The sequence below is a fragment of the Paenibacillus monticola genome, from assembly GCF_009664975.1.
GTDB classification, from domain to species: Bacteria; Bacillota; Bacilli; order Paenibacillales; family Paenibacillaceae; genus Paenibacillus_AQ; species Paenibacillus_AQ monticola.
This window is the reverse complement of record NZ_WJXB01000016.1, coordinates 65,360-78,898: the sequence shown is the minus strand read 5'-3', so window position 1 is coordinate 78,898 and position 13,539 is coordinate 65,360. Positions and strand designations below refer to the sequence as shown.

The following is a 13,539-nucleotide window of genomic DNA, read 5'->3' as shown; positions in this document are numbered from 1 at the left end:
CACCTTGGATGCGTCAGCCGCATCTCCAAACGCCACCGGAGGAATGTTATTCTAAGGAATGGCGCTTGGAGACAGGGGCCGAAGCCCTTGCTTGTCCTATTTAATTAATGCAGCTTGCTCGGCCAACTGTCGGATTACCTCGCGGCTGTACAATTTGCCTTGGAAGGAGATTAAATTATCCTGACTACCGGTAATTACGCAGCCTGGCTCGTACTTTTTGAGAATGATCTTGTCCCCATCTACGAATATCTCTAATGGATCTTTCAAATCGATCCCCATTGTTTTGCGCAATTCCATCGGAATCACGATCCGTCCCAGCTCGTCCACTTTCCGTACAATCCCAGTTGCTTTCAACATTGTTAATTCACTCCTTTGATTTGTTTGCATCTTTCGAAGAAAATAAGCTGTATATCAAGTGGTAACGTATCGATGATTTCAGAAAAAAGTTCAAATCTTGCTCTTGCATACTCCTGCGCAATGAATGATTGTTGAAGCTCCACAACAGTTATTGGTTCTTTGGCACCGACCTTTTTGTAACGAGCAACTGCTATAAGCCATTTTTCTTCAACCTGCACATATCGCTCAGCAAGAGCTTCTCCAAAGAGGTTGGCCTCTTCCGCTGTCACGCCGCATCCTCCTTGCGCTTATTCCGATCAAAGGTTAAGATGGACGCAACGAGATACTTTAAGCGAGTTCTCAAACCGGTCCGCCCTGCCAGGCGGGCTTTTTGCTTTTGTGCCTTTACTGCTGCAAGATCACGCTCATGCAGATCAATCATCATCTCTAACCATTTAATGTTGCGATCCAACTTTATCGGGTCAATAACCTCTGCCTGTTGTTTGATCAATTGCAGATTATGCTTCGCGTTACGAGCCACAAACCGTGCTTCATCTTCTAGATCCTCAACTTTCATACCAACCCTCATTTCATATATTTTTTTGCTCTCAGCTCATTGCGATGTTCTTCCCAAAGAGATAGATAGGAAAAATCATATTTCCGACAAAGTACTGAGATGTTGTGTGTTAATGCTGTTATTGCCTCAATCTGCTCCATAAGGCTATCCTTGATCGATTGCCGATCACCTACACTGAGTTGCTCTAATGTTTTGGTGATCGGCATCCTAAGTAACGCCTGCTCTGCTTCTCGGATCTCCTCGATCGTCTTAATGTGCGCTGAGCTCGGATGAAGGTCTGCACAATCTAACCAAGGAACAGATGCACCACCAGTTACTTCGGCGGCTGCAGCTAGGAAGAGTTGTCCGTCATCGTAATGATGTGCAGTTGCCCTCATTACTGGCTCAGATGCTTTTCGAGTTCCTTTAAGGATTTTCCCAACTTGCGAACCGTCTACATGAGCAGCTCGTCCAGCTTTTGCTAAAGTGTCACCTCTTCGCTTCATGACGTCCTTAAGAGCTTCCGTAAAATGTCCAACTGCCAAATTGATTTCACCTCACTTGTCCAAATTAGTAGGATGCTATCGGACAGAGGCCTGATGTATGATGTTCTTAAGCAATTCCCCTTGCCGAATCCCCACCCGCCGTTACAGCTCGGCGGGTTTAGTCGTTATGCTGAGTCCTTCTCACTCTGCTTTTGCTGAGATTCAACCTTTGGCTTCACCAGTGGACTGTCCTTAACTATCCGTAAGGCCTTGACCATTTTATCCATGTCTGGTTCGTAAGAGGCGCTATACTGAATGCCTTTGGGATTCTCCAATTAGATCACCTCCTTAGTTGAGGATTGCTCTTTACGCAACGATTCGTTTTCTTTATTCACAAAAAAAATGGTCCAATCAAATTTTAATGCATTGGCAATTCGCTTTGCGAGATCGACACTAGGATTTCTCAGTTCAGCTTCGATCATCCCATAGTATTGACGACTTATTTCTACTTCTTTCGCTACTTCTTCATGAGTTTTCTCAGCATTGTTTCGAAGTTTCACTAGCCATTCTCTGCTCATATTCACCACCCCTATGCAACATTTCGTTTCCTTATAAGTTACATTATACGCAACATTTTGTTTCTGTCAACCGTTTTATGCAACGATTTGTTTCATCTCTTTTTAGCAACAAATAGTTGCGTTATACTCCTCATATAGAGGTGATATTGTGTTACAAATAGATCGTCTAAAAAAGCGAAGACTAGAAAAGAAATTAACACACGATGATATGGCAGATAAGCTTGGAATCACAAGACAAGGTTATGGGAATTACGAATCAGGGAAAAGAGATGTTGACTCTGTTACCTTAGCGAAACTAGTAAGCATTCTTGACGCAGATTCCGATTATTTATTAGGACTTACCGACACACCTCGAAGAGAGACGACAAACATGTCTTTCTATGGAGGACCTGATAAATACACTCCTGATGAAATTGAAGAAATGGAAGCAGCACTTGATCGGTACAGGAAAACTAAGGATAGACTTAGAGAAGAAATGGAAGGCAAGAATGAATGAGCAAATCCTCCAGCCGATGGAGAATATGAGAGGTAAAATGAAGTGGTTATCCTTATTATTTTCTTCATTTTTGCAGTGCTCTATAAAAGAGAGATAAAAACCATTATTTCTTTCCTTTTCTTGGGGGTAGTTGTAATGATTTTCTGGGAAGATATAAAGATTATTGCTGCTATATTAAGCTTAATTGGATTCACGGTTTTCTTCATACTAGCCATAATCTCTCTTTTTAAAAGAGATAAAACTGCAATAAAGAAATTTTTATTTTCTACTCTTTGTTTTATTTTTTTAGCTGTGTCTATAGCTAATGATGATTCAAGTTCGCTTCCTATCGAGCAACCATCTACAAGCCCAGTCCAATATCACTAATTCCTACAGAAACAAAAATCACTATGCTCATACGAAGTAATCACAACTTATGGCTATAATTTATAAACCCCAGACCTTTAAGCAGGAATCTGAAATCTTCGACTTAAAATCAAAATAATCATTTTGATTACTCAAGCCAGCAATGGCTTTTCTTTTTAGAGTAGAATAGAACATACGTGCTTATTTAGGAGGAATACATATGAATTTTTCCCAATATTTCAAGACTCCGCTCGAACAAATGATCGAAGATCAATATCGAGCAAATGGACTCTTACTCCCGGCAGATCTCACCATAGAAAAAATTGCTGCAATTTTCGAAGTAGATGTTGTCTATTATGATCAAGGACCATTTAGCGATAATGAAGATAGAGTGATTTTTTTAAATCGTTATGAGAACGAAATTACCCAAAGAACTATTTTCTTCCATGAACTCTGCCACGTTGTTCGTCACTCCGGCGATCAGCGTTGGATGCCTGATATGTTTCGAGAGGCCCAAGAAAATGATGCTGAACGTTTTTCCCACTATGCTTCTATTCCATCCTTCATGTTGCAAAAGTTTAAGCTCCCAGCACTACGAAGCGAAGCAATAAGTAGAATAGCCCATACATTCAGAACTCAACCTGAATTTGCACAACAACGTCTGGACCATATTCAAGAACGGATTGCCGATGAAGAATTTCTTACCGCCTTCTCCGAAGCATCAGTAGCGAAAAATGATGTTGAAGATGACAATGAAGGATTATTGCCACAGCGGATAAGTGCTTTTTATGACTACAACGACTTTTCCAGGCCCCACACCCTAGTGATCGAACAACGGGAGGGGTTTAATTGGGATGAGCCCTTGCATATCGTTGTAGACGGAAATTATAAAAGCTGTAACCTCCCCTCTTATATGTCGAAGGAATCAGCACCAGTTTTGTCCGGCGACCTCTCAGTTTGTCCAGATCGGAAAGGTTGTCTAGTTATAAATTTATCCCGAGTTGCTTGGAGACATGGAAAATCAGCTTCAAGGCTTTATTTACCAATGGAAGCAATAGACGATGCAGTTAATTTTTAAATACTCTTCAAGGGGGAATACAACATGATTAATTTTGCCGATACTTCCCAAACTAAAGATGTTGTCATCTATGCCAGAGTATCTTCAGATGATCAACAGGAGCGCGAAACCATTCAGAACCAGATTGAGTTTGCGGAAAAGTATTGTGAGTTACATAAAATGAATATCGTGGGCTGGTACAAAGATGATGGGGTTACTGGCACAATCGGGCTGGATCAGCGGGATGAAGGGAATCGTTTATTAGAAGATGCTAAGACCGGCAATTATAAAACTGTCCTTATTTACAATATGAAACGGCTTGGACGAAAAGCTCGGGTCACTCTTGATGCGATTTATCAGCTTGAAGAACATGGGGTTAAGATCAAGAGTATGACGGAGCCCTTCGATACAGGCGACCCAATGGGTCGCTTTATCATTACCGTTTTAGCCGGCCAAGCAGAATTTGATCGAGATACATTACTCGACACTCTTTGGCATGGAGCTAATCGACATGCGCGTTTAGGGAAATGGCTCGGTGGGATCGTTCCTTATGGATATCGGGTAAACGATGAACGGTTCCTGGAAGTTAATGAAGATCCACTACCTGGAAAAGAGGGTATGTCCGAAGCAGATGTCATTCGACTTATTTATAATCTTATCGCTGATCAAAAGATGTCCACTATCAAAGTAGCAGATTATTTAAATGCACTAAAAATACCACCTTCCTACGTTATCCACGGCCGCCAGATTAAGAAGGGGAAGCGTAAGGAGAACACAGCAGGCGTCTGGAGTCCTGGCCGCATACGAAACATGATTGTCAACACCACCTACATGGGTGTTCATGAATATGGTAAGCGGGCCACTAGGGTGCGGGAAACAATTATCCGTGATGTAGCTTCGATTGTATCCGTAGAAACTTGGGAAATGGCACGGCAGGTTCTTCGTGACAATCAAATTGAGGCGTTCCGAAACCAAACGAGATTTTATATTTTAAGAGGGCTAATCAAATGCGGGTGTTGCGGTTTAACATACCATGGAGGTGCTTTTAAGGGATCTAAAGGAAAGCCGCAGGCTTATTATCTCTGCGGGGGAAAAACCATATATAAGGGTCCACTTCAAGGGAAATGCTATTCTAAAAATATTCCTTGCGAGTGGATTGAAGATTTAGTATGGAAGGAATGTGTCCGTTTTATTCAAAACCCAGGTGCCGCTCTGAAGGAACTCGAACAAGGAATGATTCTGAGAAAATCGAACACGGCTGATTATCTTCAAGAAAGAGAAATGCTAATGAAAGGCTTAAAGGACAAGGAACCGGAACGGCAAAGCATTCTATCACTGTACCGACAAAAAATGATTAAAGCAACGGATGTTGAAGTTCAGCTTCAGGATATCTTATTAGAAACTACCACTTTAGAACGTCGATTGAAAGAACTGGGTAGTCTAATGGAAGCCGAGAAGGACATATCCTATCAGTTCGATTCTGCAGAGCTGCTGCTAAATGAATTAAAAGCTAAAATACAAGGTGATCCTTCTTATGAAACAAAAAGAGAGGTTGTTAAAACACTGGTTCAGGAGATTATTGTCGAGACCATTGAACCGCTTGAGGGAGGAAGAAAAAAGGCAGTAGTCAATGTTCGCTACTCGTTTAGTAAAGCCAAAGGTGTTATTCACACGGGCAAGGATTCATAGAAGCGGCTAACATAAATTGAGCGGGGAATGTAAAAGAGGCCCGCGCACGACTTATCGTCACAACTCCATCCTCCAGCGGCTGCCTCAGCACTTCAAGCACGTTGCGTGAGAATTCGGGGAGCTCATCTAGGAAGAGAATCCCACGATGAGCCAAACTGACCTCTCCCGGTTTGGGGATTCCGCCGCCGCCAATAAGTCCTGCTCCTGAAATCGTATGGTGCGGAGAGCGAAAGGGCCTGCTGCGCAGCAAACCGCTGTGAGCATCCTTTAACTTACCGGCAGCACTGAAAATCTTGGTTACCTCCAGTGCCTCGCTGTCAGATAACTGTGGAAGGATGCCTGGCAGACGTTTGATCAGCATCGTTTTCCCTGTCCCTGGAGGACCCATCAGGAGAATATTATGCATCCCTGCCGCGGCAATAGTTAATGCTCTCTTAACATGCTGCTGACCCAATACATCGCTATAATCATCTAACATTTCATTTCTCATGCGCAAAGAATGGTCTGTAGGACTAGTGTTATGAACAGGAATAACATACCGGAGATGCTCCAGGGAAATTGCCAATATTGGAGGTCGTTCTCTGGAAGCAGATCCTGTGCTCATTGATACAGGAAAAGGAAGAGGTGAAAATGATGCAGCTTCCACCGAATCAACCTCGTTAGGAAAAAGCCTTGGTTCAACTTCTGAGGTTGTCTCTCCTGATATTTCCAGACCCCGTAAATGATCAATGGCATATACAGTTATTCCACTGATTAGCGCAGCTTCTGCGGCATTTTCTTTGGGAAGCAGCACAGCCTGAATACCAGCTCTACGGGCTGCTTCCACCATTGGTAGAACTCCGCTTACTGGTCGCAGACTGCCATCGAGGGCAAGCTCACCAATCAACAGCATCTCCTGGGCAGCGGGCATAATCAATTGGCCACTGGTCGTCAGAATGCCCAGCGCGATGGCCAAATCGAACGCCGAGCCTTCTTTCCGCAGATCGGCAGGAGCCAGATTAATCGTAATACGTTGCTGAGGGTAGCGGTAGCCGCAATTTTTAACGGCAGCTCGTACCCTTTCTACTGCCTCACGAATGGCAGAGTCTGGCAGTCCTATAATATTCGTCTGCGGCAATCCGTTGGCCAGATCAATTTCGACACCGATCATTACACCTTCAATTCCGTACAAACATGCGCTGTGCATTTTACCATACATAACAAAAACACCTCTATTCCTGAAGTACGCCTATAAAAGACGTCATAAATTCAAGAAAAAAGGTGCTTCCTTATTTTCTGGTTATATCTCATTGCATAAATATGCAAACTTGGTTCTATTGCACTGTAATGTCAGCCTTCTTCACTAGCCACAACAGCAGCTCTAATCTGTTCAAAAGACAGCGGTTTATAATCCCAATGTTCCACGCAAATATTAAAATGATGATTTCCTTCATACTTCTGGTTATGAATATGACCATGCACATTCACGTAAGGCATGTGCTTATTCACGTACATTGGCTCATGGGAGAGGAAAAAGAAATCCTTATAAATCACCGCATACTCGCTAACCTCGTCAAAGCCCACGTCCATCCACCAGCTCCGGGTACGGCCACGATCGTGGTTGCCAAGAATCAATATTTTGTACCCCTGCAATCTAGCCACAATATTGCGAGTCTCTTCCTTATTCAGGAATGAAAAATCTCCCAAGTGAAAGACTTTATCATCCTTTCCCACAACAGAGTTCCAACTCTCGATCATAACCTCATTCATCTGCTCCACATCACTGAAAGGACGAGATTCGAAATCAATGATATGCTTATGTCCAAAGTGATGGTCTGAGGTAAAAAATACATTAGCCATAATTCCCCTTCTTTCGTTTGTCCTTTGTGGGAATAGATATTATTATTCCAAATTACGTCTATTCGAACGGTGATTGACATCCATCTGAATCAATTCAGTCAATGGGGGAGCTTTATCCTCATTCTCGATAAGCCATCCGCGCATTTCCCTAATTGCTTCTACCTGTCCATCGCCTTTATCGCGCCATGTAAGCAGTTCGATGACTCTAATAATTAACGCTAATAGACTACTATTGTTAGTTTGTGTTTTTTCGGCACGTATTTTTTGGAATAAGGCTTCATTCTCCCAATCGATTAATATTTCCTCCGCTATGGTAGGCCGCATAACGGTAAAAGATTTATCGCACTGAGCGCAGCAGACAACAGATAAAGGCTCATCGTTAAATTCCACTTCGATTTTTTGTTGGCAATTCGGACAAGTAAAACTCACACCTATTTCAAAGGGTTGATTCTTCACTCGGATAATCCTCCTCATGATGACATTAAAAGTTACACATATGTTTACCCATTTCTTTTGCAAAGTGACCCAATGTTCCACGGCTATGTAAGGACTACATATAAAATGATGAATACACTTCACGATTATATGATCAGAATGCTTCACGGATATGACCAAGAGAAGCTATGCTTAAATCCTCATTTAAAATGACGGTTATGACATCAAAAGAAATCATACGCTCCTCATAACCTTTCATATGCAAATATACCTGTGCCGTACTGCGGACTTGATGTATTTTGCGGGCATTTACTGACTCTTCCGGGGTTCCCTGAAGCAAAGTTCCGCTGCGGCTGCGAACTTCAACGAAGATGAGGATACCCTTGTTCTCTGCAATAATATCAAGCTCTCCGCTACGGCAGCGCCAATTGCGTTCTAGAATGGAATAACCCCGCGAAACCAGATATTGTACGGCAGCTTCTTCAGCAGTTGCACCCTTCTGTTTACGGTTGTACCGTTCCTTGGAGTACTGTTCTTTCATTTCTGTCTCCGTACTCCAGCGGATTGATCTTTCTGATACACAAAACTCAAGATTTCGGCTACAAGCTGATAGAGCTCTGGCGGAATTTGCTGATCCAGATCCAGCTTGGAAAGTACTTCGACCAGTGCAGCATCCTCTTGCACGGCAACGCCGTTCTCTTTAGCTTTTTGGAGAATAATATCTGCTACTGATCCCTGACCTTTAGCAACGATGATCGGAGCTTCGCTTTGGCCAGGGCTATATTTAAGTGCGACCGCTTTTTTAAGTCTCTGTGGAGCTTCATTATCCGGCTCATTCATATGCGGAAATCTACTCCTTTGTAGGAATCAGGAACATAGTCGGCCAGTTTCCCAACGTTGTTGCCGGTAAGATCATTCATAATATTCTTCTCCGGCAGGGGCTCAGTTCTCAACCCAGATAGCTGGTAGCCAATCGACTCTACGGAGGTCTTGATATCGTCACGACTCTGTTCCAGCAGTTCAAGCACCCATGGATCATTATTGTGCAGCTTGAGGCTAACCATACGGTCAACCACTTGTACATCGACCAATGTCTGCCCTAACTGCTTCATGTTCAGATCGAACCAGAGACGGCAGTTCGCAGCATCCAGTTCTCCCTTGCGACCCCGCCGCGACTGTATATGCACGGAGGCGGTCTCCTGACCATCCGAACCCTGAAGCGGCAGGAATAGGGTAACCTGCGCGAACGGTGCTGTACGGTCTGTATTCAGCAGCAGCTGTTGCCCAGTCAGCTGCTGCACCAACTGGCCTGCGGCTTCTTTAACCGCAGGTGGAACATCGCTGCTGCCAAGCACCTGCAGCAGCAGGCCCTTCAGCGTATCAGCGGCCTGATCTCCGCCGCTGAGCGATTGAAGCGCAGCAGGTACCAGCTGCGCTTCACGCCCGGCAGCCGCCAGCACAGCTGCCGCCGGACGCGTCTCGGCGGCTACGCCAGCCACGACGCCGCGCACGGCCTGCTGCTCGTGCTCCGCACCGAGAAGCTTAAGCACCCGCCCCACCCACGACTCTATGTCGGGGGTGGCGGGCTGCCCCGCCGCTGTTGCAGGCGGGGCTATTGTGGCACCCTGCGGCAGCACTGTTGCCGCAGGGGCCTGCTTTGGCTCCGCTGCGCCAGCGGGCGGAGCGGTTACGGCAACCTGCGGCGGCACGATTGCCGCAGGAGCTTGCTTTGGCTCCGCCGCGTTAGCGGGCGGAGCGGTTATGGCACCCTGCGGCGGCACGATTGCCGCAGGGGCTTGCTGTGGCTCCGCCGCGTTAGCGGGCGGAGCGGTTACGGCAACGGCGAGCTGCGGCACTGTGCCGCGCAGCTCAGTAAGTACGCCCTGCAGCTTCGCGAGCAGGGCCGTGCCGCTTGGTGCTGCTGTAGTCTTCCCAGCAGCCTCTCCTGCTAGAGCGGCGCCTGTAGCCGCGGCTCTAGCGATATCTGTACGTTCCGGCGCTGCTCCGGAACGCACAGCCGCACTACTCTGTTCCGTCTCTGCACCAACTTCATTTGCGACTACACCGCTAGGGGCACTGTTACCGCTAGCAGGAATAGACACTTTAGCGGGTTCCGCAGCTGCCGTATTACCTTTAGCCCCAGCTCCAGTTTTTCCAGTATCCGCCGCTACCCGACTCTCAGCAGTTCCAGCGTTGTCTTCAGAAGCTTCTGGAACATTAACAACTACTGCAGCTCCTGAGCCACTAATCTCCGGTTTGGCTAAGCTTGGGACAGCTACACTCCCTGCAGGACTCGCCTTGTTTCCAGACTCTGTGGCTAGAATCGTACCAGCTGTCACAGGTTGCTCTTCAGATACAGCTCCCGTAGTCTGTACGCCAGCTTTACCCGGCTGGGAATTGACAATCTGCTCGTTCCCCGCAGCTGCGGCACCAACTATCAAAGCGCTTGCTGTTCCTGAAGCTTGAGGTATAGTTAGCTTCTGCTCTCCTGTTCCAGCGGGCAAGGCGCTTTTCCCGGCTTCCTGACCTGCCCAAAGGCTTAAACTCTCCTCCAGCGTAGCCAAAAGCTGATGCAACTGCGGCCCAAACACAGCCTGCTGCAGACCTTTCACACTCTCAGTAGTAACTGGTAGCCCTCTCTTCACAGAAATCACAGCGGCTTCCAGCCACTCTGTTGCAGGTACACCGGCAGGCTTGGCATTCATCACAGCATCCAGCTTCGCCGTTGTTTCTTTGGTTAATGCTAAACCCCCGGAGTGCATGGCCTGTATAATCTCACGTCCTGCTTTGGAATCACCCAAACCAAGTGACTCCAAAGCCTCTCCCATACTTTGTGGAGAGACTAGTGCAGCTTCGCCGAGGGAGACCGGCTTCAATACCGGTAATCCGCCTTCGCCAGGCTGGCCAACCTGTAAGTTCAACGTTTGCCCCGGCTGTAGAGGAGTCTCCAGTTCCGCGCGAACGGGTGTCCCTTGAATCTGCACAACGGCTTCCTTGCCCGAATCCGATACACTTAGAACGACACCACGCACGATTTGCCCTTCCTTCAACTCTAAGGACTTAGGCTCCCCTAGCTTATTATCTCCAAGCAAGCCGCGAATCAGTGATCCGATATTCATAGCGTTTCTCCTCCCTCCAATGTTCTCACTTCTAATCTATATCGGTATTTATACTGCTTTTATAAGATGTCCAGTCATAATCTAGAACAGCGTCTGCTGCTCTGCCAGTATGTTTCCAAGAAAGCTGCGCCGATGCATATCCGTTGGACCTAGTGCTGTAATCTGCTGCCGATGCAGCTTAGTTGCATAACCTTTATGTATCGCAATACCGTAATTCGGATATAGTTCCTCCCACAGGCCTGCACAGAGTCTGTCCCGCGTTACCTTGGCAACAATAGATGCTGCAGCAATAGATTGACTGTTAGCATCTCCTTTAATGATCGCCCGCTGCGGTAATGGCAAGTCTACTTTCTCTGCATCTATAAGCATATAATCAGGTGGATGGCTAAGACCCTCAACCGCTTTTTTCATGGCCAGTCGTGACGCTTGCTTTATATTAATCTCATCAATCACACTTGAATCGACGTATCCCACTCCAACCGCCAACGCTTGCTCCATGATAATCTCGAATAAAGAGTCCCTCTTCTTAGCGGTCAGTTTCTTGGAATCATCCACGCCTTCGATAATTAATCCCATCGGCAAAATTACCGCAGCTGCAACCACATCCCCGAATAGACAACCTCTACCTACTTCATCAACTCCAGCAATGCTGCGGTAGGATTGCTCCCAAACCTCTTTTTCGTAAAATAACATATCTATATCTATTGTGCTCATCTTACTTCCACCACCATCTACAATTTATCCCTAATCTCTACAACTCAGCTTAACATAGTAATGCAAGTCAGGGCATCCCACTTATTTCATAGTTTTGCCGTTCAATAAAGTGGTCCTTTGCTCACAGGCTTTGTATAGTCCCAAAAACAAAAAGAGCCATCCCAATTTCGGATGGCTCTTCCATACCCAGTCTATTAAACGTTAAGTATATTCCATATCAAGGTGTTTCTAACGTGAAGCGCCCAAGCTTACCCGCACGCAGCTCATGCAGCAAAGTACGGGAAGCTTTCTCCAAATCTACCCGTCCACCGCTAATCAGACAACCGCGCTTTCGGCCCACTGCTTCTAGAACTGCCACAATCTCATCCGGATTACTCAGATCCTCAGGAAGCTTGTCAATTCCAAAACGTTCTTGAAATCTAGAGCCATAATCAGTTACTAAATACTTCACAGCGTAGAATGCGATCTCCTCAATGTTGAGGATTTCTTCCTTGATTGCGCCAGTTACGGCCAGTCGGTAACCCACTTCTTGGTCTTCGAACTTCGGCCACAGAATACCAGGAGTGTCCAAGAGTTCCAAATTACCACCCGTCTTAATCCACTGTTGACCTTTAGTTACACCTGGACGGTCCCCGACAGCGGCGATATGTCTTCCGGCCATCTTGTTAATCAATGTAGACTTCCCTACATTCGGGATTCCAACGATTAGGGCACGCATTGCCCGTGGATTCATTCCTCTGGCAATTTGCCGGTCGATCTTTTCCTTCAGCAGTATTTTGACCTGCTCTGGAATTTCCTTGATCCCCGTTCCAGTAGATGCATCTACCGGAAATGCCGTGTGTCCTTCAGCTTTAAAGTAAGCCAGCCATTTCCGCGTGGCTTCCGGATCGGCTAAATCCGCTTTATTCAAAATAATCAGCCTTGGCTTGTCCCGCAAAATATCGTCAATCATCGGATTGCGGCTGGAAAGAGGAAGACGGGAATCGAGCAGTTCTATTACAACATCAATCAGCTTCAACTTAGCCTCGATTTGCCGTCTAGCCTTCGTCATATGACCAGGAAACCATTGAATGGCCATTGCCGTCACCTCCTTTGACTTCTGTTGCTTTAATGGTTAATCATTTCGATGTCTTTTACCGGCCAGAATATCAAATCTGCCCGACCGACAATATCACCTAGTGGTACATATCCGATCATTCGGCTGTCCGTACTATCTGAGCGGTTGTCGCCCATTACGTATACATGCCCTTCTGGCACTGTGCCATCCGTGAAATCTTCGTTAGGGAAGTTCTTATTATTGTACAAGGCGTTATTATTATGCGCTGCATCAATAGCCCCTTGAATGTACGTTTCGTTCACAGGTTCGCCGTTAACGGTAACGACATCCCCCTCTACTTTTATCGTGTCTCCAGCCACACCTATCACGCGTTTAATGAAGTCTCTGCCTTCTGAAGGCACATGGAACACGATAACCTCGCCCCGTTTCGGAGACCTTATATCGTACAATACTTCATTTACAATAACCCGTTCTCCTGTATGGAAATTAGGCTTCATGGAAGGTCCATCGACAATAAACGGTTTGAATAACAACCAGCGGATCAGAATCACCAGAACTAAAGCAATCGCAATCGCCTTGATCCATTCCAATACTTCGTTCTTCTGTTTACGAGGTTTCTGCGGGGTAGACTCCCCAGTCTCACCCTGTCCCTCCAGCAAATCCTGCTGCATAGTTCACCGTCCTCTCTTTATGCCACACCAGCAATACAACACAAGAAGAAACGGCTGAGCCGACTTTTACAAGGGCGGCATCCGTTTCTCGTAAAATATAAGGATGGAGTATTTAATTAATCTTATACTTCTGTAAATTTCAAAAAAACCTCTACCAAAAAC

At 45.9% G+C, this 13,539-nt stretch carries 18 protein-coding genes and 2 pseudogenes; 4 read left to right on the top strand and 16 right to left on the bottom strand.

What is annotated here, in order from left to right; all coding sequences use genetic code 11:
- Nucleotides 1-96 precede the first annotated feature (96 nt).
- From GJB61_RS27860 to GJB61_RS27835, 6 genes are all read right to left on the bottom strand, one after another.
- Complete coding sequence (locus GJB61_RS27860) at nucleotides 97-357, bottom strand: AbrB/MazE/SpoVT family DNA-binding domain-containing protein (RefSeq protein WP_154122297.1); 261 nt, start codon at nucleotides 355-357, stop codon at nucleotides 97-99.
- Nucleotides 358-359: 2 nt separating this feature from the next.
- Nucleotides 360-626, bottom strand: a complete 267-nt coding sequence (locus GJB61_RS27855) for a hypothetical protein (RefSeq protein ID WP_154122296.1) — start codon at nucleotides 624-626, stop codon at nucleotides 360-362.
- Nucleotides 623-913 carry a hypothetical protein gene (locus GJB61_RS27850; RefSeq protein WP_154122295.1) on the bottom strand — a complete coding sequence of 97 codons (291 nt, stop codon included), beginning with the start codon at nucleotides 911-913 and terminating at the stop codon, nucleotides 623-625. The genes GJB61_RS27855 and GJB61_RS27850 overlap by 4 nt, the downstream gene beginning before the upstream one ends.
- Nucleotides 914-921: 8 nt before the next feature.
- On the bottom strand, nucleotides 922-1,437 hold the full coding sequence (locus GJB61_RS27845) for an XRE family transcriptional regulator (protein WP_154122294.1): 516 nt from the start codon (nucleotides 1,435-1,437) through the stop codon (nucleotides 922-924).
- A gap of 125 nt (nucleotides 1,438-1,562) precedes the next feature.
- Nucleotides 1,563-1,712, bottom strand: coding sequence for a hypothetical protein (locus tag GJB61_RS27840; protein WP_154122293.1), 150 nt, complete (start codon nucleotides 1,710-1,712; stop codon nucleotides 1,563-1,565).
- Nucleotides 1,713-1,955, bottom strand: coding sequence for a helix-turn-helix transcriptional regulator (locus GJB61_RS27835; RefSeq protein ID WP_154122292.1), 243 nt, complete (start codon nucleotides 1,953-1,955; stop codon nucleotides 1,713-1,715). It lies immediately after the preceding gene.
- 148 nt (nucleotides 1,956-2,103) lie between these two features.
- Between GJB61_RS27835 and GJB61_RS27830 the strand changes: the two genes are divergently transcribed.
- The 4 genes from GJB61_RS27830 (at nucleotide 2,104) to GJB61_RS27815 (ending at nucleotide 5,542) form a co-directional block, all read left to right on the top strand.
- Nucleotides 2,104-2,451, top strand: a complete 348-nt coding sequence (locus tag GJB61_RS27830; protein WP_338116167.1) for a helix-turn-helix domain-containing protein — start codon at nucleotides 2,104-2,106, stop codon at nucleotides 2,449-2,451.
- Between the two features lie 42 nt (nucleotides 2,452-2,493).
- Nucleotides 2,494-2,817 (top strand): hypothetical protein, encoded by a 324-nt coding sequence (locus GJB61_RS27825; RefSeq protein ID WP_154122291.1) that lies wholly within the window; start codon nucleotides 2,494-2,496, stop codon nucleotides 2,815-2,817.
- A gap of 199 nt (nucleotides 2,818-3,016) precedes the next feature.
- The gene (locus GJB61_RS27820; RefSeq protein ID WP_154122290.1) at nucleotides 3,017-3,874 is read left to right on the top strand and encodes an ImmA/IrrE family metallo-endopeptidase; all 858 of its coding nucleotides are present in this window, start codon (nucleotides 3,017-3,019) and stop codon (nucleotides 3,872-3,874) included.
- 24 nt (nucleotides 3,875-3,898) lie between these two features.
- Complete coding sequence (locus tag GJB61_RS27815) at nucleotides 3,899-5,542, top strand: recombinase family protein (protein ID WP_154122289.1); 1,644 nt, start codon at nucleotides 3,899-3,901, stop codon at nucleotides 5,540-5,542.
- Here the strand turns inward: GJB61_RS27815 and GJB61_RS32635 are convergent.
- The 10 genes and pseudogenes from GJB61_RS32635 to lepB form a co-directional block, all read right to left on the bottom strand.
- Nucleotides 5,523-6,017, bottom strand: a pseudogene (locus tag GJB61_RS32635) (ATP-binding protein); the annotation flags it as partial. The gene GJB61_RS27815 and the pseudogene GJB61_RS32635 sit on opposite strands and share 20 nt — an antisense overlap.
- A gap of 348 nt (nucleotides 6,018-6,365) precedes the next feature.
- Nucleotides 6,366-6,692 (bottom strand): annotated as a pseudogene (locus GJB61_RS32630) (magnesium chelatase domain-containing protein); the annotation flags it as partial.
- 179 nt (nucleotides 6,693-6,871) lie between these two features.
- A complete protein-coding gene (locus tag GJB61_RS27805) occupies nucleotides 6,872-7,381 on the bottom strand; it encodes a phosphoesterase (RefSeq protein WP_154122287.1) in 510 nt (169 codons plus the stop codon).
- A 42-nt stretch (nucleotides 7,382-7,423) separates the two neighbouring features.
- On the bottom strand, nucleotides 7,424-7,837 hold the full coding sequence (locus GJB61_RS27800; RefSeq protein WP_154122286.1) for a hypothetical protein: 414 nt from the start codon (nucleotides 7,835-7,837) through the stop codon (nucleotides 7,424-7,426).
- A 133-nt stretch (nucleotides 7,838-7,970) separates the two neighbouring features.
- On the bottom strand, nucleotides 7,971-8,357 hold the full coding sequence (locus GJB61_RS27795; RefSeq protein ID WP_154122285.1) for a YraN family protein: 387 nt from the start codon (nucleotides 8,355-8,357) through the stop codon (nucleotides 7,971-7,973).
- Nucleotides 8,354-8,656 carry an EscU/YscU/HrcU family type III secretion system export apparatus switch protein gene (locus GJB61_RS27790; RefSeq protein WP_154122284.1) on the bottom strand — a complete coding sequence of 101 codons (303 nt, stop codon included), beginning with the start codon at nucleotides 8,654-8,656 and terminating at the stop codon, nucleotides 8,354-8,356. Before GJB61_RS27790 ends, GJB61_RS27795 begins: the two co-directional genes overlap by 4 nt.
- Nucleotides 8,653-10,935 carry a DNA ligase gene (locus GJB61_RS27785; protein WP_154122283.1) on the bottom strand — a complete coding sequence of 761 codons (2,283 nt, stop codon included), beginning with the start codon at nucleotides 10,933-10,935 and terminating at the stop codon, nucleotides 8,653-8,655. Before GJB61_RS27785 ends, GJB61_RS27790 begins: the two co-directional genes overlap by 4 nt.
- Before the next feature lie 81 nt (nucleotides 10,936-11,016).
- A complete protein-coding gene (locus tag GJB61_RS27780) occupies nucleotides 11,017-11,649 on the bottom strand; it encodes a ribonuclease HII (RefSeq protein ID WP_154122282.1) in 633 nt (210 codons plus the stop codon).
- Between the two features lie 217 nt (nucleotides 11,650-11,866).
- Nucleotides 11,867-12,727: a ribosome biogenesis GTPase YlqF gene (gene ylqF / locus GJB61_RS27775; protein ID WP_154122281.1), complete on the bottom strand. Its 861-nt coding sequence runs from the start codon at nucleotides 12,725-12,727 to the stop codon at nucleotides 11,867-11,869.
- Nucleotides 12,728-12,756: 29 nt separating this feature from the next.
- Nucleotides 12,757-13,377, bottom strand: coding sequence for a signal peptidase I (lepB, locus tag GJB61_RS27770; protein ID WP_154122280.1), 621 nt, complete (start codon nucleotides 13,375-13,377; stop codon nucleotides 12,757-12,759).
- Nucleotides 13,378-13,539 lie beyond the last annotated feature (162 nt).

Bases quoted from the DNA above. Each gene is read 5' to 3' on its own strand.
- GJB61_RS27860 (WP_154122297.1), bottom strand. From the start codon at position 357: ATGTTGAAAGCAACTGGGATTGTACGGAAAGTGGACGAGCTGGGACGG.
- GJB61_RS27850 (WP_154122295.1), bottom strand. From the start codon at position 913: ATGAAAGTTGAGGATCTAGAAGATGAAGCACGGTTTGTGGCTCGTAAC.
- GJB61_RS27835 (WP_154122292.1), bottom strand. From the start codon at position 1,955: ATGAGCAGAGAATGGCTAGTGAAACTTCGAAACAATGCTGAGAAAACT.
- GJB61_RS27820 (WP_154122290.1), top strand. From the start codon at position 3,017: ATGAATTTTTCCCAATATTTCAAGACTCCGCTCGAACAAATGATCGAA.
- GJB61_RS27815 (WP_154122289.1), top strand. From the start codon at position 3,899: ATGATTAATTTTGCCGATACTTCCCAAACTAAAGATGTTGTCATCTAT.
- GJB61_RS27805 (WP_154122287.1), bottom strand. From the start codon at position 7,381: ATGGCTAATGTATTTTTTACCTCAGACCATCACTTTGGACATAAGCAT.
- GJB61_RS27795 (WP_154122285.1), bottom strand. From the start codon at position 8,357: ATGAAAGAACAGTACTCCAAGGAACGGTACAACCGTAAACAGAAGGGT.
- GJB61_RS27790 (WP_154122284.1), bottom strand. From the start codon at position 8,656: ATGAATGAGCCGGATAATGAAGCTCCACAGAGACTTAAAAAAGCGGTC.
- GJB61_RS27785 (WP_154122283.1), bottom strand. From the start codon at position 10,935: ATGAATATCGGATCACTGATTCGCGGCTTGCTTGGAGATAATAAGCTA.
- GJB61_RS27780 (WP_154122282.1), bottom strand. From the start codon at position 11,649: ATGAGCACAATAGATATAGATATGTTATTTTACGAAAAAGAGGTTTGG.
- ylqF (WP_154122281.1), bottom strand. From the start codon at position 12,727: ATGGCCATTCAATGGTTTCCTGGTCATATGACGAAGGCTAGACGGCAA.
- lepB (WP_154122280.1), bottom strand. From the start codon at position 13,377: ATGCAGCAGGATTTGCTGGAGGGACAGGGTGAGACTGGGGAGTCTACC.